Source organism: Clostridium paridis (assembly GCF_016765615.1).
GTDB classification, from domain to species: domain Bacteria; phylum Bacillota; class Clostridia; order Clostridiales; family Clostridiaceae; genus Clostridium_T; species Clostridium_T paridis.
This window is the reverse complement of sequence record NZ_JAESWA010000027.1, coordinates 209754-233928: the sequence shown is the minus strand read 5'-3', so window position 1 is coordinate 233928 and position 24175 is coordinate 209754. Positions and strand designations below refer to the sequence as shown.

Below are 24175 nucleotides of genomic sequence, written 5' to 3'. Positions count from 1 at the left end.
GATCAAACTCTCAATTTGAAAGCTTAATCTAACTCAAAAGATTACGTTGACTTAAGTTTATTTCTAAATCTTACTTCATTTCCTCTGTTTAATTTTCAAAGACCAGTTTGTTTGTTTCGTCTCTGCTCTCTCGCAGCGACAAGTTCTATCTTATCATACCACTTTCGAGCTGTCAACATTTTTTTGAACATTATTTTTTGCTCATTTTTTGTTGAATGTTGTTGCTCCAACCGGAACGTGTTTTATCTTAACATCTAAAATAACCACTCTTTTTTCTATTTTACCCTGTATCTATGATATATATTCTATATCCTTCATTTTTCTCATTATTTCTTTTAAATATTCCTATTGATACGCTAGGATATGTTTGTATTATATATTAAGTAATATTATCCATTTTAGGCTTCTAATCTCATATATTTTCAATATATTCAAGCAAAAAAATCGTTAAAGCCATTATGCGCCGTCGATTTTTTTTCTTGGATCTGCCTTTCCAAACGCATATGCGGAAAATTTGGCAAGCGGCTAATTCTATTTTTTATTCTTTAATTGAACTTAAAACCCTAAAATGAGTCCTTAGATTATAATTGAGGCTTATAATTTTATCCATAACCTAAAAACATTATAAATTCCTAAAGAGTAAAAAAGCTTAACACTCATGCTAGAATGTTAAGCTTCGATCTCTTTTAATTTATCTTTTATTAGACCAATAATATATTGTCTATCTTCCTGAATATTCTCAAAATCTAGTTTATCTACATTTATTTTAAGTAAGGGTGATATAGTATAGGAGCTAAAATACTCTTCATACTCACGATTCAAAGTTTCCCAATATTCTCGTTCCACCACTTGCTCATAACTTCTTCCTCTGCTTCTTATCCTGTTTATAGCCTCATCCACAGATATTTGCAAATAAATCATAAGCTTAGGAGGTTTCACATGTTCTAAGAGATTTCCTAATAGGTTACAATATATATCGAATTCTTCTATACTCATATCCCCTACTTCCTTAAGTAGTTTAGGGAATATTGCATCTCCATAAATACTTCTATCCATTATTGCGTTTTCTATTTTCCCTGCTTCTTTTATAAACTTAAATCTATTATTTAAAAAATATACCTGTAATGCAAAAGCATATCTCTTTCTATCATAGTAAAACTTCTCTAATATAGGATTCTCCAAAACTGGTTCCTTAAATGGTACATATCCTTCATCTTCTAGAAGCATCATTAATGTACTTTTTCCCACTCCTACTACTCCATCAATAACAATCATATCCCAATTATCATTCCTATCTATATTGCTAAGCAATTTTTCGTAAAGCTTCATGGCTTCCTCCTTATAGGATTTTAATTATGTCAACTAATTATTCCTAATATTAATTTCTACTAATAGTAATCATCCGTAGAATTATTTATTGTATAAAAAGTTTTATGATCTTTCCATTCTCCATTAATATATAGATATTTTTCGTTTATTCCAAGTTCCTTAAATCCACACCCTAATAAAACTCTCTGTGATTTAATATTATCAACCATTGCTGAAGCTTCAATTCTATGCAATCCTAAGTCTTCAAAAGAATACTCTATAACAAGCCTTACCGCTTCTTTCATATAACCATTTCCTTGTTCTCTTTCATCCATAGAATATCCTATAATAGCGCTTTTAAATACCCCGTATACTATATTAGAAACTCTTATCTTTCCAATCAACTTATTGTTTTTGAATATTCCTAAATCTACACCCGTTCCATCTAATAGTTGCCTATATCCTTCAACTAAAATATTATATTGTGTTTCATAACTATAAAAACTAGAATCACGCTTCGGTTCAAAGGCTTGTAGATATCTTTCATTTCTAATAAAATAGTCAAGCATCTCTTGAGCATTTTCTGGAGTTAAACTTCTTACCTCAATATTTTCCCCAACCAGTGAAACTAAAGGTGCTTTCCTCCCCTTAATCCTATATTCAAAGAAATTAATTCCGAATAATAGTTCACCTCTATGTCCTCCATTTATTATCAGATTATCCTCTAGTATTCCTTGCAGTTCAAGCCCTACGTTTAAAAATGGTCCTAATGGAGTGTCTTCACTAACTAAAAGATTTAATTTATAAAACCTCTCAACTTCAAATATTTTTTGAAGTAATTCATCTAAAGCGTTCTTTAATAAATCTCTTTTTTCATTCTTATAAAACTTAAACCTTAGGTAACAAACCTTATTTTCACTATCAGCATTAAGAATTATAATCTTTCCTATATTTAGTTCTAAAGGATCCTTAATTAAATATTCGTTACTACCTTTTCTTAAAGCTTCAATAGTTATTTTAGCCTTGCTTACCATAAAGATCATCTCCTAGGGGTGTTTTAATATACTTTTTGTATTCTTATTTATATATAACATGCTTATTACAGATAAAGCTCCACATATAGGTATAATAAAAATAGCATTATCTGGATTTATTTTATCATTTATATATCCTGTTATCCAGTTAAATATCATTGCCATGAAATTAGATGCTGTAACTACTAATCCTGTGATGTATGCAGTTCTTTGTGTAAAAACTTTGCTAACAGTAAGAACAATGGTTGGAAAAGTGATTGCAAAGAACATACCTGCGAAAGAAACTATCAATATTCCTTTTCCTCCAATTATTAATCCCAAAACATATAATATAACCCCAATAGATAAAGAAGTAATCAATACTTTAAAGTATCCTAACTTATGCACTACAAAACCACCAAGTAATCTTCCTATTGTAAGTGTTCCAAAAAATAGAGATAGATAAAGTGCTGCATTTTCTTGTGTAAATCCTTTTGCTTTTATTAAATAATTTACAAACCAATTGCCCGTTCCTTGTTCTGCAAATACGTAGAATCCCAACGCTAACATATAAGCAAGAATAAGTTTATTAGTTATAACATCTTTAAAACTTAACTTATCTTCGCCATGTGCTATCTTTGGCTTTGGAATCTTAACAAAAACAAAAGCAATTAATATAATTCCGTATGTTATAGCTATATACAGAAATATACTTCTCCACTGAATCCCTTTAGATAATAGAAATCCAAATAGACTTTGTCCTAAAGTTGATCCAAATCCATAGAAAAAATGCATTAAATTCATTATTATTGTTTGTGCTGTTATTACTATAATAGGAAGAATGGTATTACTTGCTATACTAATCAAGGCCAATCCTGCGCTACTTAATCCCATTCCAAATAGAAGGATAATAAAACTTTGTGCTTTAGATAATGTAATTAAAGAAATAATTAATAAGATAATTCCTATAATAAAAACATTTTTTTGTCCAAATTTTTGACAGAGTGCGCCACCTAAAAAAGTTAAAACCATATATGCTCCTGATGTTATTATAAGCATATTTCCTATTTGAGTATCTCCAACAGAAAATTGTTCTTTAAATGTTGGTATAAAGATTCCTTTTGTATTTTCAACAAACGCAGCTAAAATCATTAGAATAAACATAAAAACCAAAGCTGTCCAATTATTTTTCCCCTTATCCAATGTCTCATCTCCTAAAACGAATTTATTAATTCAGAAACTAATTATATCATAAATTATATTATGAAATGTCTTTTATAAAAAAATCGTCAAGGCGATTATGAGCCGTCGATTTTTTTCTCGCATCTGCCTTTCCAAACGCATGTGAGGAAAATTTGGCAGGCGACTAATTCTATTTTTTATTCTTTAGGGTAGTCCATAGGGGTTTTCTTATAGGAAACTTAATTTAGTTGAACTTAAAACCCTATAGTAAATTCTTATATTATAATTCAAACTTATAATGTTATCCAAAACCTTAAAATATTATAAAATCTTAAAGAATAAAAATATATATTGATATTATGTAAGGTTAATTCTAATATTATTGGTAGATGTTTTAGAGTTTTAAGATAAAATTCATAATTAAAACTCTTTAGAAAGGTTAGTGATTTTATGAATAAGCAAAACATAGGCAAAATAAAACTATTTTTAATAGGACTAGAAAGTAGATTTAGTGATAATGCCTCTATATTTAAAGGAATTTATGTTTCTAACAAAGCAGGCCTTAAAACCTTTAAAGGAGTAGGTGATTACTTAGATGGCAATATATCATATAACTTTAATGGAGAAACAAAAGTTTATCCTATAAATTCTCTATTCGAAAGAATTTGTTCTGATAGTGAAAGCTACGATGAAGTTTCAATATTATATAGAGAAAGAGGGACAGATATATTAATAACAGCTGATAATAAGAATGTTAAAATGCAGAACAAAGAGGTTAAGGAAGAGGATGAATTAGTTACTGCTAAAAATAACACTTCTGCACCTCACCTAAATGAAACTTCAACTCTTCTAAACAGAGATTATTATATAAAAGTTGGAAAAGCAGATGCTCTTTTAAAAGAAATTGGAATAATGAGCAAAGAAGGAAAAGTCATAAATAATAAAATTAGAAAATATAATCAAATAGACCGTTATGTAGAATTACTAGAGGGAGCCCTTGATTCCCTTCCAAGAAATGAAGTCATAACTATATTAGATTGTGGTTGTGGAAAATCTTATCTTACTTTTGTACTAAACTATTACCTAACAGAAGTTAAGAAAAGAAAATGTCACTTTATTGGCTTAGATATATCTGAAGGTGTAATTAATTCCTCTAAAAAAATGGCATCTAACTTAGGATATAGAAATATGGAATTCCATGCAATAGATATAAAAAATTATATTCCAAAAAGAAAAATACATGTAGTTATTTCTCTTCACGCATGTGATACAGCAACGGATATGGCCTTAGCTTTAGGTATTAAAGTTGATGCTGATTGTATTATTGCAGTTCCTTGTTGTCATAGAGAAATGCTATCACAATACAGTTACGAGCCTTTTAATGGAATCATCAAACACGGCATATTAAAAGCTAGAATGGCTGATGTGCTTACAGATGGTATGAGAAGTATGCTTCTTGAAGCTAAAGGATACAATGTTTCAGTCGTTGAATATATTTCACCATTAGAAACTCCAAAAAACCTAATGATTAGAGCAATAAAAACCTCCGATGAAAGATATGAGCTTATGGATGAATACATGAGCTTAATGGGTGCATTAAATGTTTATCCAGCTCTATATCAATTTATAAATGAGGGCTGGTTATCTAACTAATAAACTTCATTTAATATTGGGGGTATTTGAAGAATTATGAGGAAGTTAAAAAGAAAAGTGTTTTCTATGTCTATACTTGCTATTTTGTTTGTTTCTTTAGGGTTTTACGCCTCTTATAGAATATTTATAAAACCGCAAAAACAGCAGTCAAAACAATTAAAGCCCTTAGATTCATCAAATACTACCAAGTTTATTTCTCAAGAGAGTATTGTTGACAAAATACATGAAACTCAAAAAATTATTCCATTAGAAACAGATTTAGAGGAACGTATTTTAATAGATGATAGCTGGGGAGACTGGGAAGTTTTTAAAAAGGTAAAAGAGATAGTTTTTTATGGCAAAGGAAGTTATTCTATAGATTTTGCTTCTATAGACAAAAATAATATTATAATAAATAATTCATCAAATCTCATTAATATTACATTACCCAAACCTCAAATCGAAGACATTGCGCTGTACGAAGATAAAACACTTTATGAGACCACAACAAATGGTTTACTTAGATTTGGCGAGATTAAACTCTCCCCTGAAGAAAATTCAACCATTTGTAAAGAGGTTAAAGATAAGATGAAAGAAAAAATGCTTCAGGATGATTTATATGCTATGGCAGAAAGCAAATCTCAAGAAGCGGTAAAAAATATTTTATCTCCATTACTTCCTAATAGTAAAACAGAAATTGTTATAAATTATCAATAAAAAAAGAGCCTTAGGCTCTTTTTTTAATTCACTTATTTTAAAGTCCAGTTAAATCTCTAACCACTTGAGATGCTATAATCATACCTGCAACTGGTGGAACAAAGCTTATACTTCCAGGTATTTGACGTCTAATAGTACACTTTTTAGTTCCTCCTGTACATACGCAACCTGTTTTGCAAGTTACAACATCCTCATCTTTAGGTTTCATAGGTATTTCTTCAGAATATACAACCTTAAGAGATTTTACCCCTCTTTTTCTTAACTCATATCTCATAACCTTAGCTAAAGGACATATTTTTGTTTTGTATATATCTGTTACCTTGAATTGCGTTGGGTCAAGCTTGTTTCCTGTCCCCATTGAACTCATTATTCTTATATTATTATTTTCGCAATAAACTGCTAAAGCAATTTTAGCTGATACAGTATCTATAGCGTCAACTACATAATCCGTATCTTCTGAAATAAAATCAGAAAGATTTTCTGGAGTTACAAAGGTTTCATGGGTAATAACATTACATTGTCTATTTATTGATAATACCCTTTCCTTCATAACTTCAACCTTTGACTTACTTATTGTGCTATAAGTTGCATGTACCTGTCTATTTAAATTAGTTAAACAAATTGTATCATCATCGATTAGAACTAAAGTCCCTACTCCAGATCTTGCAAGTGCCTCTACAGTAAAGCTTCCTACTCCACCTATACCAAAAACCACAACTTTTGAATTTTTTAATTTATCTAAACCATCTTTTCCTATTAAAAGCTCTGTTCTAGATAATGAATGCTGTAACATATTACATTCTCTCCTTTGTATAAAGCATTTTAAAATTATTAATCATTTCGTGTTATTTAATATGTAATAATTTTTATCTCTTCGTTAAATATAAATATTCTTATATCATTTTAGATTATATCCTTGAATAAAACAATAGGGTTTTATTTTCAATTTTAGAATATAGTTTTTTGTAGGAAACTTAATTTATTCTTACATAAATAAATTATTGGTTGAACTTAAAATCCTATAAGTTTCTATGGGAGAAAGTTAATTAACATAATAAAACATTTTTGATGCATTCTAGTTATGTGTTAATGTATAATGTTTTAAGGAATTAATATTTTAGGAGGATTCAATATGATAATTGGAATAATAGCTGCAATGTCAGAAGAATTAGCACTGCTTTTAGAAGATATGGATGTTACTTCAAAAGAGGATAAAGCTAAGATGACATTCCACAAAGGAAATCTATGGGGAAAAGAAGTAATAGCTGTAGTTTGTGGAGTTGGTAAAGTTAATGCTGCTGTATGTGCTCAGATATTAGCAAGTGAATATAAAGTTGATAAAGTTATTAATGTAGGTGTAGCAGGAGGAATTGGAAAAGATATTTATCCTGGAGATGTAGTTATCGCCAACAACCTTGTAGAACATGATATGGATACTACTGCATTTGGAGATCCTCATGGCCAAATACCAAGATTAGATACTTTTGATTTTAAATGTGATGAAGAACTTGTTACTTTAGCAGAAGAAGCATGCAATGAGACATCTGACATAAAAAGTTTTAAAGGTAGAATCGTAACAGGTGATCAATTCGTAGCTAGCATTGATAAAATTCAATGGTTATCAAGTGAGTTTGAAGCTTTTGCTTGCGAAATGGAAGGTGGAAGTATTGCTCATACATGTTACTTAAATAACATACCATTTGTAGTAATTCGTTCAATCTCTGATAATGCTAATAATGGTGCCCATATGGATTTTGAAAAGTTCACACCAATAGGAGTAAGAAATTCTACAACTATTTTAGAAAAAATGCTAAAGAAGATGTAATTAATAATTAAAAGCCAAAGGATAAGTTATTTCCTTTGGCTTTTATACTATATCTTATTTAATTATAACTCCTAGAAGTCTTGCTAATTCGACTGCTTGAATTGGTGATACTATAGCATCCTTTAGTTCTCTTCCAGTTAAAGCAATTTCCGAAATATCACTATCTCTAAAATCAACTTTTTTAAGGAGAGTATTGGTAAACTCAGAACTTGCTAAATTACACTCTTTAAATGCAACGCTATTAAAATTACATTCTAAAAATATTGCTCCTTGCATATTACACTCTTTAAAATTTATATCCTTCATTTTAGAATATCCAAAATTTGAATACCGTCCTAAAGACTCTTGAAATAATATATTTTGAAGATTTCCGCCACTAAAATTAGTGCCTATAAGCTTACAATCCTTAAATTCTACCCTGTGAATGCTTCCATCCGAAAAATCTACATTAGATAAATCACAATTTTCAAATACTACATCTAGTAGATCTACATTCCTTAAAGAACACTCGTTAAATATTACATTTACAAACTTACAACCATTTATCTCAACTTTTTCTTCATTTATATAATCCAAATTAATATTTTCAATTATAGTGTCTGAAATATAATTTTCATTTATTATTAAACTTTCAATATCATCATTTCTATTTAGTTCAGCTTCTAATTTAGGCTTTAATATTTTCTTAAGCTCACCCATATAATCTCCATTCCCCTCTTAATTTATTTAACTTAATAATACACTATATAAAGTAAACTTTCTAACATAAAATATATTAGTTTTTGCATAAAAAATGGCCTATTAAATCTTTAATAAGCCCTATATAGGGTTTTATAGGAAACTTAATTTATTCTTGTTTGAAAATATCGGTCTCTGGACATTTTCAGACACTAATAAATTATTAGTTGAACTTAAAACCCTATAATAATTTATTTGAATTTGTCAGGAAATTGCTTTATTATGCCTTTCGAAATAATATCTGCAAACATCAACATATGATTCTGCCCTTTATCATAAGAAATTATATCTAAGTTCCAGTCCTTATTTAATCTAGCTAAAACCTGATCAGTGACAAACCCCAAATGTTTATATAACATGTCTTTTATAAAATTTTCATCCCAGGTTGGATTAGCTTTGCTCATAAAACTTGAAATTTTATCTGCATTTTCGTACCATAGTTTATTATATTTTTCTAAATCATCTTTTTTTCCGTTCTTAGCAGCTTCTAATACCTGCCCTGCTAAACTAATATGTTCTTTTAAAAGTACCGCTAAAGAATTTCCTGCCTTCTCCCCATAATACGGTTTTATAGAATTCCCTATATCATCTTGATTTTTAAGTAACCTTTGTAACACTATTTCCTTATCATCTAAATTTGCCAATGCACTAACTATATAGCTTCTAGTCCACTGAACATGTTCTTCCCATAGCTTTCTTTGAACTTCTTGAGTTATGCACCCCTTTTCACTATAAGAATTTTCTATTTTCTTATCTACTCCATATACTTTTAACGGAGCTATTACCTGAATCAAAAATAGTACCAATAGAATCTTTGATAAGATTTTTTTCATTACGTTTATCCTCCTTATTTTTAAGCAAAATATGTATTACTCTATAACATCCAAAACTTTAGGATCTTTATTCTTTAGATCTATATATACTTCACCCTTCGAATCCATAGTTGCTAAAAATACTTCTTCAGGTGATTTAATAGACTTTTTTTCTAATTCTTTTAATAGCCAGTCTTTATCTTTATTCATAAGTTTTAAATGATCCTCAATTATTTTACCGTCAATAATTATATCCGCTATTATCCCTTCATAGGATGCCTGAATATTTAAATCTTTTCGTGTTACCATCTGCTCATGTGGCTTAAGTAGAACACTAACTTGCCCACTTGTTTCAAGTATTGCATACTCAACTGCAGAGATATTAAATGCCCCTTTTAATCTACACTCCTCTAATACATCATTTATTGTAAATTTGCTCTTTTTAAGATTTTTCTCAATAAATTTCCCATCTTGTATAAGAATTGTTGGCGAATCACCTAGTATTTTTCTGAGCTTTATTCCTTTTAATGATATGTATCCTATTGCTATGGGTATAACTGAATATACAACAATTCCTATGAGTCCATGAATATAACTAATATCTTCATTAATTGTAAATTCTCCAGCAATAGATCCTATAGATATTCCTGCAATATAATCAAAAAATGATAGTTGTGAAATTTGTTTTTTACCCATAAGTCTAGTAAAAATAAATAACATTACTATAGATACAATACTTCGTATAATAATGTCCGCATCAGATAATAATTCTTTAACATCCATAAGAATCACACTCTCACTAATCATAATCACTACCCATATAAATTCCCCATAATAGGAAATATTATTACTGCTTATTGTTGGAACATGATTTTTATCTAAAACTATCATAATAGTATATAGATTTTAATAAAGGTGACCTATGAAAATATCGTTTAATTATCCCATAAAAATACTTATAGCTTTTCTTAATCCTACATTAGATAAAACTGTTAATCTATTTAGAAAAGATCCTACCTACTCAAATAATGCTGAGAATATAGTAAATAACCTCTCAAGCACAACCTCCTTTCTTATTTGGGTAGATACTAAAAATTTTAAAACAAATATTTTTCAAGGTGCTAAAGACAATTGGAAACTCTTAAATAGTTACAGTTGTTCTATTGGTAAACCTTCAACCCCTACTCCTAAAGGCACTTTTAAAGTTGGTATTAAAGGTTTATCTTTCGGGGAAGAGAAAGGATATAAATGTAGATATTACACTCAAATAGTTGGAAATTACTTATTTCACTCAATAATCTATAATCTTAATGGAACCATACGTGACGGAAGATTGGGCAAACGTATTTCCGATGGTTGTGTAAGACTTGCTCTCTTAAATGCTAAATGGATTTATGATAATGTTCCAAAAGGCACAACTATATATATTTCCTAAATAAAAATAGTACTAGTAGTTATATAAACTAATAGTACTATTTTTAAGTTCAAATTCATTAACTAAATTGCTGGCTTATGCTCAACAGATTCCTCTTTTTTGATATCTTCTCTCAATCTAGGTAATATAATTTCTATTGCTTTTGTTGGGCATTTTTCTGTGCAAACTGCATTCGTACATTCATTTATACATATTTCCGAATTAACAATCGCTAGATTATTTTCAACTTTTATAGCCCCATGAGTACAACTTCTACTACAAATACCACAACCTAAACAAGAAACAGTACAAAGCTTTCGTGCTACTGCTCCCTTTTCTAAAGAATTGCAGTTTACCATAACAATAGAGTCTTTAGGAATCATTTCAATTACTTTTTTAGGACAGGATTCTTGGCACTTCTTACAACCTGTACATATTTCTCTATCCACAACAGGTATCCCATTATCCCCCATAGTCATAGCTCCAAAGGGGCAATTTTTTACGCAAGTACCAAACCCTAGACATCCATATTGACATCCTTTTGGGCCTCCAAGTAACAAACTTGCTGCCATGCAATCGTCAATTCCTTCATAGTTATAATTTAACACAGTCTTATCCTTTGAACCTAAACACCTTACATGGGCTACCATTGGTTCAATCTCTTCTGCAACTTTTCCAGTAAGTTCTCCTACCTTTTTAGCTATTTCTATCTTTCCAGGCACACATAAATTTGCTGGAACATTAGGATCTAAAACTACAGCTTCAGCATAAGCTTTACACCCTGCATATCCACAGCTTCCGCATTGTCCTTTTGGTAATATTTCATCAACCATTTCAATTAGTGGATTAACTTCCACTGCAAATTTTTTATTGGCTATAGCTAGTACTAATCCAAAAATAATCCCTACCACAGCCATAACAACTATAACGGCAATTGCTGTACTCAACATAATACTCCCTCCTTAAATTGATATCATGCCTGAGAAACCTAGAAAAGCTAATGCTAACATACCTGCTACAATAAATGCCACACCAGTTCCTTGCAACGATTCTGGAACATCTGCATACCTCAGTTTTTCTCTTAGACTAGCCATTAATGTAATTGCCAGCGCAAAACCCATTCCCGAACCCACTGCAAAAACTATACTCTTTAAGAATGTATAATTTGATTCAACATTTAATAAAGGTACTCCTAGCACAACGCAGTTAGTTGCTATTAATAGTAGGTATATTCCCCACATTCCATATAATGTGGGCAGATACTTTTTAATAATCATTTCTAGTAATTGTACAAAGCTGGCAATCAATAAAACAAATATCAGTGTAGTTAAAAATGTTACGTGAAAAGGAGCTAATACAAAATGATATACAACCCAAGATAATATAGAACTCAAGGTTATTACTGATGTTACTGCCATACCCATGCCAATTGATGCATCTAAATTCTTTGATACTCCAAAAAATATACATAATCCTAAAAATCTAGTTAATACAAAGTTATTAACTAATACAGCACTCATAAATAATATAAAGTAATCCTTCACCTTGCTTCACTTCCTTTTCTTGCTATTGCTGCTTTTCTTTTATCTAGTAGCTTCATTCCACCTATTAAATACCCAATAACCATAAATGCTCCTGGTGGTAGAATAAATATTAGTGCAGGATTATACCAACTTCCTAATATTGTTACTCCAAATATTGTTCCCATTCCAAAGAATTCTCTAATTACTCCAATTAACAACATAGCTAGTGTAAATCCACAACCCATTCCTAATCCATCTAGGAATGATGGGAAAATAGGATTCTTAGATGCAAATACTTCTGCTCGTGCTAGTATTATTGCAAAAACTACTACTAGAGCTAGATATATTCCAAGGTTTTTATATAAAACCGGAAAATATGCCTGTAAAATTAACTGAACCAACGTAACTATTGTAGCAATTGAGGTAATATATATTGGTACTCTAACCTTTGGATTAACTAACTTTCTAGTTAATGAAACTACTGTATTATTCGCTGTTATTACAAACATTACGCAAAGTCCCATAGTAAGTGCATTTGATGCAGTAGTTGTAACTGCTAAGGCTGGGCATAAGCTTAATGCCAATCTAAAAATCGGATTTTCATCAAAGAGCCCTTTATAAAAAATCTTCCAAAGTTCTCTCATGTTACTTTCCCTCCTTATATTCAATTACTAGTTCTACCGCCTCTTTTTCACCTTTAGTAACAGCTTTTGATGATATTGTCGCACCTGTCATAGCTTGGATATGTTCCTTGTCTGATGGATCCTTTACAACAGATAAACCATTTATATCTTTTCCGTTAAATTGCTTCCTGAATTTATCCTTGGAAGCATTATCCCCTAACCCTGGAGTTTCGTTATGGGATATTATGTTATAATCTATTATTTTTCCTTCTGGAGTTATGGCTGTAAGTAATTTTATAGTTCCCCCGTATCCTTTTGTTTCTGTTGGAACTACATAAGCTATAACCTTTCCTCCTTTTTCTGCGCTATACCAACCTGTCTTTCCATCTATAGCCTTAAAACTTTCAGCATCAGTAACCAAAGATTTCATGGATTGATTAAGAAGTTCTTCGCTCTTCTGCACTGCTGTTGCTGCAGTTTTATAATAGGTTAACGCAATTATTGCTCCTGAAATAAGACATGCTATGGCAAGATTAAAAGCAATTTGAAAAATACTATACTCTTTCTCTTTATGTTCTTCATTCATGTCCATTACCCCCTTACTCCAAACTTTTTAGGTTGAGTAAATCTGTCTATTAGTGGAGTAATACTATTCATTAGCAAAATTGCATAGCAAACCCCTTCAGGATACCCTCCCTTTAATCTTATGAGGGCGGTTAAGAAACCTGCTCCAATGGCAAAAATCACCTGACCTTTTATCGTAATGGGTATTGTAACCATGTCTGTAGCCATAAAGAAAGCCCCTATTATTAATCCCCCTGCTAGTATGTGGAATAATGGATCTCCTGTAAACATGCCATTTGGCCCAAATATCCATGTTATTGCTGCCACTGTACCTATCATTAGTACAGGTACAAACCAATTGATATATCCTTTATATATTAAATAAATTCCACCTAAAATTAATAAAACAGCACAGGTTTCACCTATACTACCATTCCTATTACCTAAAAACATTTCCTTGTACATTTCAGTTTTACTACCAAAGGTGGCTACAAGTTTATCGTAACCTTGTTGTTTTAAAATGTTTAAAGGGGTTGCTGTAGTAACTCCATCCACAGCCGAGTTCATACTTCTCCAAGTAGTCATAAACACTGGCCATGAAACCATAAGTGCCGCTCTCCCAATATGTGCTGGATTAAAGATGTTATATCCTAATCCTCCCATGGAATGTTTAGCAATTGCTATTGCTATAAAAGACCCTACTGCAGTCATATATATTGGCATATCTGGTGGTATACACATCGCCAATAACAACCCTGTTAAAAATGCACTTCCATCACTAATTGTGATTGGTTTTTTCATAAATTTCTCTACTAAATATTCTACTAATACTGCAGAAATACTTCCTGTTAATAAAGTTATTAAAGCTTTAATTCCAAAGTGATATACACTAAAAATACCCGCAGGAAGCAGAGCTAAATTAACTCTCCACATTATTTTACTTATAGACTGCTCAGAACGTATATGTGGAGATGCAGAAACCCTTAACAAATTTTTGTTAGATTCTATACTACTTTCCATAAAACTTCCTCCATCTATTTTGCTGCTTTTAATGCATTTTGTGACTTACTAAATTTAATGTATTGAACTATGTTTCGTTTTGCTGGACAAACGTAAGTACAGCATCCACACTCTATACAATCCAATAGGTTATAATCACTTTTTGCTTCTTCATAAAACTTTCGTTCTCCCAAAATACTTAACATACTTGGATTTAACCCCATAGGGCATGCTTCAATGCAACTACCACATCTTATGCAATTAGATTCCCTATTCATATTTATTTCAGATTTTGTAAGTGCAAGTATTCCTGAGGTCCCCTTTATTATTGGTATATTTGTTGAGTATTGTGCCATCCCCATCATTGGTCCACCCATAATTATTTTCTCTGGAACCTCTCTTAACCCTCCACAGATATCAATAGCTTCCTGGAAGGTTGTTCCTATTCTTAATAATAAATTTTTAGGTTCTTCTATAGCTCCTCCAGTGATAGTAGTTACTCTTTCAATTAAAGGTATACCTTGTACAACTGCATCACTTATCGCTTTTATCGTACCAGTATTTTGCACTACTACTCCAACATCTGCTGGCAATCCTCCTGATGGCACTTCAAGGCCTGTTACAGCCTTAATTAGCATCTTTTCTCCTCCTTGAGGATACCTTGTTGGCAATGCTATTACTTTAACTTCAGTTCCTTTGAAAATATCCTTCATAACTCTTATTGCTTCTGGTTTATTATCCTCTATAGCAACAAAAGCCTTTGAGACATTTAAAACCTTCATCGTTATCCTAGTACCTATTAATATATCTTCTGGATACTCAATCATCATTCTATAATCTGCTGTAAGATAAGGTTCACATTCTGCTCCATTTAAGATTAGTGTATCAACAACTTTATCCTTAGGAGGTGATAACTTAACATGTGTTGGGAAGGTAGCTCCCCCCATTCCAACTATTCCTGCTCCTCTTATAATACTTTTTATTTCTTCTACATCTAAACTTTCCCAATCTCTATTAATAGGAATACCCTCAGCCCATTCATCCTTTCCGTCGCTTTCAATTACTATTGATAAACACTTTCCAAAAACTCCATGAGGATAATCTGCAACTTCAATAACTCTTCCTGAGACAGTGGAATGAATAGGACTCGAAACAAATGCTTCACTATAAGCTATAACTTGCCCCTTTTTAACTTCCTCTCCACGTTCCACCATAACTGAACAAGGTGCACCAATATGCTGCCTCACAGGTATTACTACTCTATTAGGTATTGGCGCTTTTTCTATTGGCTTATCCTGTGAATAAATCTTATTATCCTTAGGATGAATTCCTCCTTTAAATAGTTTTAACATCTAAACACCTCAATTCTAGTCAGTAGTTTAAAAAGATTTGCATTCATAAGTCAACTACTATTTCTCTAATATTTTTGTAATTCTAGAAACCTTCTTTAAATCTTTCTTGGAATCCTTTTCAGCTCGTATGATAAGACCTATTGATATAACAAACCCTAGAATCCCCCCAATTACTTGTAAATAGCTATTGTCTAAATTTATTCCTTTTGATATTAACCACCCAATTACTGCTCCTAATGTCCCCAATATTAAAGGTAATGCGTATACAATAAATGTTGCCTTTACCATCCCCTCTTCCCTTAACTCGAATATAACCTTGTCTCCTTTTTTAGCTCCAAGAGTATTAATCACTTCAAGCACCAATGCTAAGTCTCCTGGGCATGCTCCACAGTTTTCACAGTCCCCATGTCTTGCTACTTTAACCTTTGCAGTATTTTCTTTAGTGTCAATTACTATACCTTGTTGCTCCTTACTCATCTCTCATCCCTCTCATGAAAGCAATTAATATATTTAATATAAAATTTATATTAAACTCGTTAAGTTGGATAAATAATTATCAATATTTTTAGTTTATTAATCGTATTTATGTCCGTATTATTTCTATTTTTTACTAACTATTCTTCATATATTTTATACCTCTATTTTTAAAATTCAATAGGTACTTTTACTCATATTTAACTTTAAAAATATATTTTCTTAATTTTCAAATAATTACAATTATATATAAATATTAGAGAACTCAATAAAATCGCCACTTGCTAGAATTAATATTTTCTTATTATTAAAAAGTTAATTTTTTGTAAACTTTTGTTTTTTTATATTTTTATTTGTATTGTAAACTTTTTTCATTTTTTACATTTGTTATATTATTCACAAACTTTCTCTCAAAAGTAAGTTTGTTTCTTATTTCAACATACTTTACTGATATTTTCTAATATAATTACTCACTAATTTTCTAAACTCATAATAATAAACAGAATAAAAAAGAAGAGGCAATTTATCCTCTTCTTCAACAAAATGTTCATAATTCCTTAAAATTTCTCTTTAATATCCCTAGCTGCTTGCTTTATATCCTCTTTTGCTAAAATGTCAGAAATAACTGCAACCCCGTCAACGTTACTTTCTTTTAGCTTATCAACATTCTTTGAATTAATTCCCCCTATAGCTACTATAGGAATATTAACAGTTTCCTTAATCTCCTTAAGCAATTCTAAAGACACATTTCTAGCATCATCCTTTGTAGTTGTAGAAAAAACTGCACCAACTCCTAGGTAATCAGCACCTTCTTTTTCAGCTTTTATCGCTTCATCAATTGTAGCAGTTGAAACTCCAAGTATCTTATCTGGGCCTATTAATTTTCTTGCTATACTGGCTGGCATATCACTTTGCCCTACATGCACTCCATCTGCATCTATTGCAAGTGCAATATCTATTCTATCATTTATTATAATTGGCACATTATTTTTACTCGTTATTTCTTTGATCTCACTAGCTACTTTATAAAATTCAGAAGTACTTATGTCTTTTTCTCTTACTTGCACCAGTGTAACCCCACCTAAAATAGCTTCCTCTACTGCTTCTACAATATTTCGATTCTTTAACATATCTCTATCTGTAACAAGATAAAGAGTATAATCCACTTCTTTACTCATATATTTTACCTCTACTTAATAAAGTTTCTTCATTTAGTTTATATATCTCATCAAGTATATAAACCTTTAAACTACCTGTTCCTAAATCTTCTGCTTCAACCTTCTCATTTGCTTTCTCTCCTGCTATCCCCATGGATACTACCCCTGATAAAGCAGCTAATAAATAATCTTCTCCAGCGCCTAGATATGAACCAATAAGTGAAGTACACATACAACCAGTACCTGTAACCTTCGACATTATCTTATGTCCATTTTCAATGGTATATAGCTTTTCTCCATCCGTTATTATATCTACGGCTCCAGTTATAGCTATAACTGTGTTTAGTTTTTTAGCAACAGCTTTAGCAAATTCTTTTTCTTCAGCAAGTTTATCACTATCTGCAGCAATGATTTCTGCCGCATCTACACCCTTTGTTATTGTATCTATACCATATAAAACTTTAATCTCAGAGATATTTCCTCTTACTACAGACAACTTTATATTTTCTAGAATTCTTTTTGCTACCTCCGTTCTATAAGGTGTAGCACCCGCTCCTACAGGATCTAATACTACAGGAATTCCTAGTTCATTTGCTTTTTTGCCTGCTTCAAGCATTGCCTCTACCGTTCTACTATTAAGTGTTCCAATATTTATAACTAATGCAGATGCCAATGACACCATATCCTTAACTTCATTTATGTCATCAGCCATAACAGGAGATGCTCCTATTGCTAAAGTTATATTTGCACAGTCATTTACTGTTACATAATTTGTTAAGTGATGCACTAGTGGTCCCTTTTCTCTTACTTTCTCTAATAATCCAGCTACTTCTTCATTAATCTTCATTTAGTAATCCTCCTTTTTTATAAAGTTCATAGAAATGATGTGTAGGTCCAACACCTTTTCCTATATCTAGTGAATGTTCTATTGCTAAGGTTATATATTTTTTAGCTTTATTAACAGCTTCTTTAATATCAAATCCAAGAGCTAAATTAGATGCAATTGCTGAAGACAAGGTGCATCCTGTTCCATGAGTGTTTTTTGTATTAATCCTCTCAGATTGGAAATGTATAATTTCCTTTCCGTCATATAATACATCAATAGCTTCTCCTTCAATATGGCCACCTTTTAACAATACATTTTTACATCCAAGTTTATATATCTCTTTTGCAGCTGCTTCCATATCATCAACAGTTTCTATTGTAACTACTGTTGAATTCACTGTTTTTAGAATTTCCTCTGCCTCAGGAACATTAGGCGTAATTATATAAGCTAGTGGTATCAATTCATCTATTAATACTCTCTCTGATTCAGGCTTCAATAAAGAATATCCACTTTTAGATATCATCACTGGATCTAGTACTAAGTTCTTAGGCTCATATAATTTCAGTTTTTCTGCTATCGCTTTTATAGTTGAGATTTGTGAAACCATTCCTATTTTAACAGCGTCTACTTCTATATCCGTAAATATTGCATCTATTTGCCCTTTGATTATTTTTGCATCCAAATCTTGCACATCAAAAACTCCTTGAGTGTTTTGCGCAGTTACTGCCGTTATAACACTCATACCATACACTCCATTAGCACTAAAAGTTTTAAGATCTGCTTGTATTCCTGCTCCTCCGCAGCTATCTGATCCTGCTATAGTTAATACCTTTTTCATAAAAACCTCCTTATATTTAGTTAAAATTTAATATACACTTGTTTCCACTTATATTTATTTATAAATCTTTATTATTTAATGATATTAGCTTTGTAGAGTTTAAAACTCTAACTAATAAGTATGCTATTAGACTACCCCCTACAGTACTTATTAAAAATGGAACTATATAAAACAGTGCACCTACTTCTTTTCCCATTATTAGCTTAGCTATAGGAAAAGATAGTAATGCTCCTAAGATTCCTGTACCAAATACTTCCCCTAAAACTGCAAGAAAACTTTTTTTAGTTTTAAGATATAGGTAACCTGCCAAGAAAGCCCCTATCATACTTCCAGGAAAAGCCAAAAGAGTTCCTGTTCCAAGAATATTTCTTAATAATGAAATGCAAAAAGCTACTGCAACTCCATATCCAGGACCTAACAATATTCCTGATAAGACATTAATCGTGCCTTGCATAGGAAAGCATTTTGATGCTCCTATTGGTATATAAATCAAATTCCCTGTTACTACTCCAATTGCTATAAATAAAGACGCTATAGTTAATTTTTTAGTTTTCATCATATTCCTCCTTTGTGTGTCACTTTAATAAAAAAAGCACAAATCCATAGGATTTGTGCTTAAAATTACCTTCTATAAAATAAAGAAAACAACTTCCTACGCTGGAATAACCCAGTTCAGGTTCATAGGGTTAAAAGAATAAGTTCTTTTTCTCAGTCGGTCAAATCCCAACACCCCTGTGTTTTTTATTATTAAATTGTCTCCTTCATAATAGCATAGTATTATATTTTCTTCAACTAAAGATATTAACCAATTTTAAACTTGCTAACACCTTCATTAAGAAGTTTAGCTAAGTCTTGAAGTTCCTCTGTAAATCTTGCAACTTCTTCCATTGTGGCATTTATCTCCTCGGCTGAAGCTGAAACTTCTTCTGATCCAGAAGCTGTCTCTTGAGATACAGCTGAAATATTATCAATCTGCATGATTACATTATTTTTCTTAGCTGCAATTACTGAAGTAGAACTAATAATTGTCTTTATTCCATCAGTTAATCCATTAATAGATTTTAATATTTCATTAAAGATCTTCTCTGTTTCAACCACTGCAACTTCTTGCTCAATTACAATAGCATTAGAGCTTTCAATTGCTTTAACTGCTGATTTTGACATATTCTTAACTGACTCGATAATTTTTTTAATTTCTTCAGTAGAATTCCTTGATTGCTCAGCTAACTGTCTTATTTCTTCTGCTACAACAGCAAATCCTTTACCAGCTTCCCCTGCTCTTGCTGCTTCTATACTAGCATTAAGTGCTAATAAATTAGTTTGATCCGTTATATCTACGATAGCATCTGAAATCATATTTATCTCTTCAGTATTTTTACTCATTTCCATAACAATTTCACTTACTTCTATAGAAGAACTCTTAGTTTTACTTGATTTAACTGCTAAATCAATAACCATGTCTATTCCTTTATTACCTAGTTCTAATGCATTACGAGATAGATTTTCTACATCTTTGGTTGTAGCTGATATTTCATCAATTCCTGTAGCTAATTCACTAATATCACTAGCTGCATCTTGCGAACTTTGTGCTTGTTGAGTTGCTCCTAAAGCAATCTCTTCAATAGCTTTTGATACTTGAGTTATAGATACAGTAGTCTCTCCAGCCATTGTAGAAAGTGTTTGTGAGTTTTCTGCTACAGTTTCTGATGATATTTTAACATCACTCATTAAACTCGCAATATTACTAATCATACTGTTAAAATCTTTACCTAAGTCTCCAAATTCATCTTTAGACTTAATGTCTACTTTTGCAGATAAATCTCCATTCGCCGCATCATTAAATGCTTTACTTAACTGTTTTGCATTCTTAGCAATTCCACCACTTAAATAAAGTGATACAAATATAGATATCACTATAACCGCTGCAATTACTATAAGCATAATATTTCTTATTGCATTTACATCATTATCTACTTCTGTAATACCCATGGCAGCCACTATCTTCCACCCACTAGTGTCATTGGTTATGTAACTTGAAAACTTGTCTGCACCATTATAATTATATTTTATAAAACCATTCTTACCATTCTTTATATCATTCCATATACTAAGCTTTGAAGCTTCTGGTGTTCCAATAAGTTCAGTTTTAGGGTGAGATATAATTACCCCATCGCTATCTGCTATATAGGCATATCCACTATCTCCAATTTTTGAATCTTTAAAAGTGTTAGCTAAGGCACTTAAATCTACATCAACTGATACTACACCTATTACTTTTCCATTACTAATTACTGCCTTCGCAACACTTACTAAAAATTGACCTGTTGCTGCACTTTTATATGCTTTTGTAATAACTGCTTTTCCTTCATTATCTAATGCAAGCTTATACCAATCCCTTACTCTTGGGTCATATCCCTCAGCCATTTTAGCTTCTGGATATCTGTAAAATCCCCCTTGTTCAGTTCCCATATATGCTGCAATTATATCTTTACTACTTCCTTGCATTCCTTGCAAGTGCTCATATAATATAGCACTTTTTTCTTGCGTTCCATCAAAACTTTCAAGACTATCCTCACTAGAAGCCATATTTACTAAGACTACTTTTGCATTTAAATAGTTATCTACAGCCTTATTAATTTCTGATATAGTTTGACTGCTAGTTGCTTCAAACTTTTTTGTTAAAGTTGTCTTTGATTGAAAATACGCAAAAGTTCCCAATACTATTAAAGGAATGATGCATATAGATAAAAAACCTGTAACTAATTTTGCACGTATTCCTCTTAGTCTAATATTTTGTTTCATTAGTTAATCCTCCTCTTATCCTTAGTTTAAGTTCAATTAATTATCGTCTCACATAGGCCTGAACATTATATGTTTTTTTAACATTCTGCTGTTCTCCTTAAATTACACTTCTATCCTTAATTACCCAACATAGAATTGCTTCTTATTCTTATTAAAATGTTTATTTGAAATGTAATTTTATAAAAAACAAAGCATAAATCCATAGGACTTATGCTTTGCATTTTATTCTCAAGTTGTTAACTTAATAATAGTATATCTATTCAATTTTAAACTTACTAACTCCAGCTTTAAGAAGAGTTGATAAATCTTGAAGCTCCTCTGTAAATCTTGCTACTTCTTCCATTGTGGCATTTATCTCCTCGGCTGAAGCTGAAACCTCTTCTGATCCAGAAGCTGTCTCTTGTGATACTGCTGAAATATTATCAATCTGCATAATTACATTATTTTTCTTAGCTGCAATCACTGATGTAGAGCTAATGATTGTCTTTATTCCATCAGTTAATCCATTAATAGATTTTAATATATCATTAAATATCTTCTCTGTTTCAACCACTGCAACTTCTTGCTCATTCACAATAGCATTAGAACTTTCAATTGCTTTGACTGCTGATTTTGACATACTCTTAACTGACTCAATAATCTTTCTAATCTCTTCAGTAGAATTCCTTGATTGTTCTGCTAATTGTCTTATTTCTTCTGCTACAACAGCAAATCCTTTACCAGCTTCCCCTGCTCTTGCTGCTTCTATGCTAGCATTAAGTGCTAATAAATTAGTTTGATCCGTTATATCTACGATAGCATCTGAAATCATATTTATCTCTTCAGTATTTTTACTCATTTCCATAACAATTTCACTTACTTCTATTGAAGAACTCTTAGTCTTACTTGATTTAGTAGCTAAATCATTAACCATATCTAATCCTTTGTTACCTAGTTCTAATGCATTACGAGATAGATTTTCTACATCTTTTGTTGTAGCTGATATTTCATCAATTCCTATGGCTAAATTACTAATATCCATCGCTGCATCTTGTGAACTTTGTGCTTGTTGAGTTGCTCCTAAAGCAATTTCTTCGATAGCTTTAGATACTTGAGTTATAGATACCGTAGTCTCTCCAGCCATTGTAGAAAGTATTTGTGAGTTTTCTGCCACGGTTTCTGATGACATCTTAACATCCTTCATTAATTTTGCTATGTTTGCCAACATACTATTAAAGTCTTTTCCCAAATCTCCAAATTCATCCTTAGACTTAATGTCTACTTTTGCAGATAAATCTCCATTTGCTGCATCATTAAATGCCTTACTTAACTGTTTTGCATTCTTAGCCATTCCACTACTTAAATAAAGTGATACAAATATAGCTATTACTATAACTGCTGCTATTACTATAAGCATTATATTTCTTATTGCATTAACATCATTATCTACTTCTGTAATACCCATGGCAGCAACTATCTTCCATCCACTAGTTTCATTAGTAATATAGCTTGAGTATTTATCAGCACCATTATATGTATATCTTATAAGTCCACTTTTACCATTCTTTATATCATTCCAGATACTAAGTTTTGTAGCTTCTGGTGTTCCAATTATTTTGCTATTTGGATGGGATAAAATTACACCTTCTGAATCAGAAATATATACATATCCACTGTCTCCAATCTTTGAGTCCTTAAACTTATCTGCCATAGCATTTAAATCTATATTTACTACAACAACGCCTATAACTTTTCCATTGTTAATTACAGCTTTTGCAACACTGGTCATAATTTGACCTGTTGCAGCATTTTTAGTTGCTTTCGTAATTACTGCTTTTCCTTCATTATCTAACGCAAGTTTATACCAATCTCTAGTTCTTGGATCATACCCAGCTTCCATTTGTGCTTCTGGATATCTGAAATACTTACCATCTTCTGTTCCCATACTTGCTGAAATTATATCTTTACTGCTTACCTGAATATCTTGCAAGTACCTATATACCAGTGTAGTTTTCTCTTGACTTCCATCAAATGATACAAAGCTGTCATTTCCTGAAGCCATATTTACCATAGTAACTTTTGAATTTAAATATGTATCTACAGCCTTATTAATTTCTGATACAGTTTGTCCGCTTGTCACTTCAAACTTTTTAGTTAATGTTGATTTTGATTGTAAATATGAGGAAATACCTAATACCAATAATGGTATAATGCAAATAGATAAAAAACCTGTAACTAATTTTGCACGTATTCCTCTTAGACTAACTTTTTTTCTCATTAGTTTATCCCCCTATATCTTTCAGTAAAATCCAATTAACATTATACTTGATTGTTATATATTTAACTATATATTTTTAATCTTTCATTAATATTTTGTTAAATCATATTAAATTATAG

Annotated in this window: 24 protein-coding genes and 1 riboswitch; of the genes, 4 read left to right on the top strand and 20 right to left on the bottom strand. The window is 31.2% G+C overall.

Annotated features, from left to right (window positions below):
• Positions 1-669 precede the first annotated feature (669 nt).
• Genes JK634_RS18685 through JK634_RS18675 form a run of 3 tightly spaced genes read right to left on the bottom strand, consistent with a single transcriptional unit; the run spans position 670 to position 3524 of the window.
• Positions 670-1329 (bottom strand): deoxynucleoside kinase, encoded by a 660-nt coding sequence (locus JK634_RS18685; protein WP_243425651.1) that lies wholly within the window; start codon positions 1327-1329, stop codon positions 670-672.
• Positions 1330-1388: 59 nt separating this feature from the next.
• Positions 1389-2342 (bottom strand): GNAT family N-acetyltransferase, encoded by a 954-nt coding sequence (locus tag JK634_RS18680; RefSeq protein WP_202769258.1) that lies wholly within the window; start codon positions 2340-2342, stop codon positions 1389-1391.
• Between the two features lie 12 nt (positions 2343-2354).
• Positions 2355-3524: an MFS transporter gene (locus tag JK634_RS18675; protein ID WP_202769257.1), complete on the bottom strand. Its 1170-nt coding sequence runs from the start codon at positions 3522-3524 to the stop codon at positions 2355-2357.
• Between the two features lie 429 nt (positions 3525-3953).
• Here JK634_RS18675 and JK634_RS18670 point away from each other — a divergent pair, with 429 nt between their 5' ends.
• Both JK634_RS18670 and JK634_RS18665 read left to right on the top strand, forming a co-directional pair.
• Entirely contained in the window at positions 3954-5156 is a 1203-nt protein-coding gene (locus JK634_RS18670) for a class I SAM-dependent methyltransferase (protein WP_202769256.1), read from the top strand.
• A gap of 36 nt (positions 5157-5192) precedes the next feature.
• A complete protein-coding gene (locus JK634_RS18665; protein WP_202769255.1) occupies positions 5193-5852 on the top strand; it encodes a DUF4230 domain-containing protein in 660 nt (219 codons plus the stop codon).
• 37 nt (positions 5853-5889) lie between these two features.
• On the opposite strand, the gene JK634_RS18660 is transcribed toward JK634_RS18665, so the two are convergent.
• Entirely contained in the window at positions 5890-6645 is a 756-nt protein-coding gene (locus JK634_RS18660) for a tRNA threonylcarbamoyladenosine dehydratase (RefSeq protein WP_202769254.1), read from the bottom strand.
• 339 nt (positions 6646-6984) lie between these two features.
• On the opposite strand from JK634_RS18660, the gene JK634_RS18655 reads away from it, so the two are divergent.
• Entirely contained in the window at positions 6985-7677 is a 693-nt protein-coding gene (locus JK634_RS18655) for a 5'-methylthioadenosine/adenosylhomocysteine nucleosidase (RefSeq protein ID WP_202769253.1), read from the top strand.
• 54 nt (positions 7678-7731) lie between these two features.
• On the opposite strand, the gene JK634_RS18650 is transcribed toward JK634_RS18655, so the two are convergent.
• The 3 genes from JK634_RS18650 to JK634_RS18640 all read right to left on the bottom strand — a co-directional run bounded on the left by JK634_RS18650 (position 7732) and on the right by JK634_RS18640 (position 10118).
• Complete coding sequence (locus JK634_RS18650) at positions 7732-8376, bottom strand: pentapeptide repeat-containing protein (RefSeq protein WP_202769252.1); 645 nt, start codon at positions 8374-8376, stop codon at positions 7732-7734.
• Between the two features lie 230 nt (positions 8377-8606).
• A complete protein-coding gene (locus tag JK634_RS18645) occupies positions 8607-9248 on the bottom strand; it encodes a glycosyltransferase (protein WP_202769251.1) in 642 nt (213 codons plus the stop codon).
• A gap of 36 nt (positions 9249-9284) precedes the next feature.
• A complete protein-coding gene (locus tag JK634_RS18640; protein WP_243425650.1) occupies positions 9285-10118 on the bottom strand; it encodes a DUF421 domain-containing protein in 834 nt (277 codons plus the stop codon).
• Positions 10119-10149: 31 nt separating this feature from the next.
• On the opposite strand from JK634_RS18640, the gene JK634_RS18635 reads away from it, so the two are divergent.
• Entirely contained in the window at positions 10150-10662 is a 513-nt protein-coding gene (locus tag JK634_RS18635; RefSeq protein ID WP_202769250.1) for a L,D-transpeptidase, read from the top strand.
• A 62-nt stretch (positions 10663-10724) separates the two neighbouring features.
• On the opposite strand, the gene rnfB is transcribed toward JK634_RS18635, so the two are convergent.
• From rnfB to JK634_RS18570, 13 genes are all read right to left on the bottom strand, one after another.
• Positions 10725-11588: an RnfABCDGE type electron transport complex subunit B gene (gene rnfB, locus JK634_RS18630; RefSeq protein WP_202769268.1), complete on the bottom strand. Its 864-nt coding sequence runs from the start codon at positions 11586-11588 to the stop codon at positions 10725-10727.
• Positions 11589-11603: 15 nt separating this feature from the next.
• Positions 11604-12185, bottom strand: coding sequence for an RnfABCDGE type electron transport complex subunit A (locus JK634_RS18625; RefSeq protein WP_202769249.1), 582 nt, complete (start codon positions 12183-12185; stop codon positions 11604-11606).
• Entirely contained in the window at positions 12182-12808 is a 627-nt protein-coding gene (rsxE, locus tag JK634_RS18620; RefSeq protein ID WP_202769248.1) for an electron transport complex subunit RsxE, read from the bottom strand. The genes JK634_RS18625 and rsxE overlap by 4 nt, the downstream gene beginning before the upstream one ends.
• A 1-nt stretch (position 12809) precedes the next feature.
• On the bottom strand, positions 12810-13373 hold the full coding sequence (locus JK634_RS18615) for an RnfABCDGE type electron transport complex subunit G (RefSeq protein ID WP_202769247.1): 564 nt from the start codon (positions 13371-13373) through the stop codon (positions 12810-12812).
• Positions 13374-13378: 5 nt separating this feature from the next.
• The gene (locus JK634_RS18610) at positions 13379-14371 is read right to left on the bottom strand and encodes an RnfABCDGE type electron transport complex subunit D (protein WP_202769246.1); all 993 of its coding nucleotides are present in this window, start codon (positions 14369-14371) and stop codon (positions 13379-13381) included.
• Between the two features lie 14 nt (positions 14372-14385).
• Entirely contained in the window at positions 14386-15702 is a 1317-nt protein-coding gene (rsxC, locus tag JK634_RS18605; RefSeq protein WP_202769245.1) for an electron transport complex subunit RsxC, read from the bottom strand.
• Positions 15703-15759: 57 nt separating this feature from the next.
• The gene (locus JK634_RS18600; RefSeq protein ID WP_202769244.1) at positions 15760-16179 is read right to left on the bottom strand and encodes a SoxR reducing system RseC family protein; all 420 of its coding nucleotides are present in this window, start codon (positions 16177-16179) and stop codon (positions 15760-15762) included.
• Positions 16180-16733: 554 nt separating this feature from the next.
• A complete protein-coding gene (gene thiE, locus JK634_RS18595) occupies positions 16734-17354 on the bottom strand; it encodes a thiamine phosphate synthase (protein ID WP_202769243.1) in 621 nt (206 codons plus the stop codon).
• Positions 17347-18180, bottom strand: coding sequence for a hydroxyethylthiazole kinase (gene thiM, locus JK634_RS18590; RefSeq protein ID WP_202769242.1), 834 nt, complete (start codon positions 18178-18180; stop codon positions 17347-17349). The genes thiE and thiM overlap by 8 nt, the downstream gene beginning before the upstream one ends.
• A complete protein-coding gene (thiD, locus tag JK634_RS18585; protein ID WP_202769241.1) occupies positions 18170-18997 on the bottom strand; it encodes a bifunctional hydroxymethylpyrimidine kinase/phosphomethylpyrimidine kinase in 828 nt (275 codons plus the stop codon). The genes thiM and thiD overlap by 11 nt, the downstream gene beginning before the upstream one ends.
• A 58-nt stretch (positions 18998-19055) precedes the next feature.
• Positions 19056-19553 (bottom strand): energy coupling factor transporter S component ThiW, encoded by a 498-nt coding sequence (gene thiW / locus JK634_RS18580; protein WP_202769240.1) that lies wholly within the window; start codon positions 19551-19553, stop codon positions 19056-19058.
• A 75-nt stretch (positions 19554-19628) separates the two neighbouring features.
• Positions 19629-19741, bottom strand: a riboswitch (TPP riboswitch).
• Between the two features lie 57 nt (positions 19742-19798).
• A complete protein-coding gene (locus JK634_RS18575) occupies positions 19799-21799 on the bottom strand; it encodes a methyl-accepting chemotaxis protein (protein ID WP_202769239.1) in 2001 nt (666 codons plus the stop codon).
• A 256-nt stretch (positions 21800-22055) separates the two neighbouring features.
• A complete protein-coding gene (locus tag JK634_RS18570; RefSeq protein WP_202769238.1) occupies positions 22056-24056 on the bottom strand; it encodes a methyl-accepting chemotaxis protein in 2001 nt (666 codons plus the stop codon).
• Positions 24057-24175: the final 119 nt, after the last annotated feature.

Bases quoted from the DNA above. Each gene is read 5' to 3' on its own strand.
- JK634_RS18685 (WP_243425651.1), bottom strand. From the start codon at position 1,329: ATGAAGCTTTACGAAAAATTGCTTAGCAATATAGATAGGAATGATAAT.
- JK634_RS18680 (WP_202769258.1), bottom strand. From the start codon at position 2,342: ATGGTAAGCAAGGCTAAAATAACTATTGAAGCTTTAAGAAAAGGTAGT.
- JK634_RS18670 (WP_202769256.1), top strand. From the start codon at position 3,954: ATGAATAAGCAAAACATAGGCAAAATAAAACTATTTTTAATAGGACTA.
- JK634_RS18665 (WP_202769255.1), top strand. From the start codon at position 5,193: ATGAGGAAGTTAAAAAGAAAAGTGTTTTCTATGTCTATACTTGCTATT.
- JK634_RS18660 (WP_202769254.1), bottom strand. From the start codon at position 6,645: ATGTTACAGCATTCATTATCTAGAACAGAGCTTTTAATAGGAAAAGAT.
- JK634_RS18655 (WP_202769253.1), top strand. From the start codon at position 6,985: ATGATAATTGGAATAATAGCTGCAATGTCAGAAGAATTAGCACTGCTT.
- JK634_RS18650 (WP_202769252.1), bottom strand. From the start codon at position 8,376: ATGGGTGAGCTTAAGAAAATATTAAAGCCTAAATTAGAAGCTGAACTA.
- JK634_RS18645 (WP_202769251.1), bottom strand. From the start codon at position 9,248: ATGAAAAAAATCTTATCAAAGATTCTATTGGTACTATTTTTGATTCAG.
- JK634_RS18640 (WP_243425650.1), bottom strand. From the start codon at position 10,118: ATGATAGTTTTAGATAAAAATCATGTTCCAACAATAAGCAGTAATAAT.
- JK634_RS18635 (WP_202769250.1), top strand. From the start codon at position 10,150: ATGAAAATATCGTTTAATTATCCCATAAAAATACTTATAGCTTTTCTT.
- rsxE (WP_202769248.1), bottom strand. From the start codon at position 12,808: ATGAGAGAACTTTGGAAGATTTTTTATAAAGGGCTCTTTGATGAAAAT.
- JK634_RS18615 (WP_202769247.1), bottom strand. From the start codon at position 13,373: ATGAATGAAGAACATAAAGAGAAAGAGTATAGTATTTTTCAAATTGCT.
- JK634_RS18610 (WP_202769246.1), bottom strand. From the start codon at position 14,371: ATGGAAAGTAGTATAGAATCTAACAAAAATTTGTTAAGGGTTTCTGCA.
- rsxC (WP_202769245.1), bottom strand. From the start codon at position 15,702: ATGTTAAAACTATTTAAAGGAGGAATTCATCCTAAGGATAATAAGATT.
- JK634_RS18600 (WP_202769244.1), bottom strand. From the start codon at position 16,179: ATGAGTAAGGAGCAACAAGGTATAGTAATTGACACTAAAGAAAATACT.
- thiE (WP_202769243.1), bottom strand. From the start codon at position 17,354: ATGAGTAAAGAAGTGGATTATACTCTTTATCTTGTTACAGATAGAGAT.
- thiM (WP_202769242.1), bottom strand. From the start codon at position 18,180: ATGAAGATTAATGAAGAAGTAGCTGGATTATTAGAGAAAGTAAGAGAA.
- thiD (WP_202769241.1), bottom strand. From the start codon at position 18,997: ATGAAAAAGGTATTAACTATAGCAGGATCAGATAGCTGCGGAGGAGCA.
- thiW (WP_202769240.1), bottom strand. From the start codon at position 19,553: ATGAAAACTAAAAAATTAACTATAGCGTCTTTATTTATAGCAATTGGA.
- JK634_RS18575 (WP_202769239.1), bottom strand. From the start codon at position 21,799: ATGAAACAAAATATTAGACTAAGAGGAATACGTGCAAAATTAGTTACA.
- JK634_RS18570 (WP_202769238.1), bottom strand. From the start codon at position 24,056: ATGAGAAAAAAAGTTAGTCTAAGAGGAATACGTGCAAAATTAGTTACA.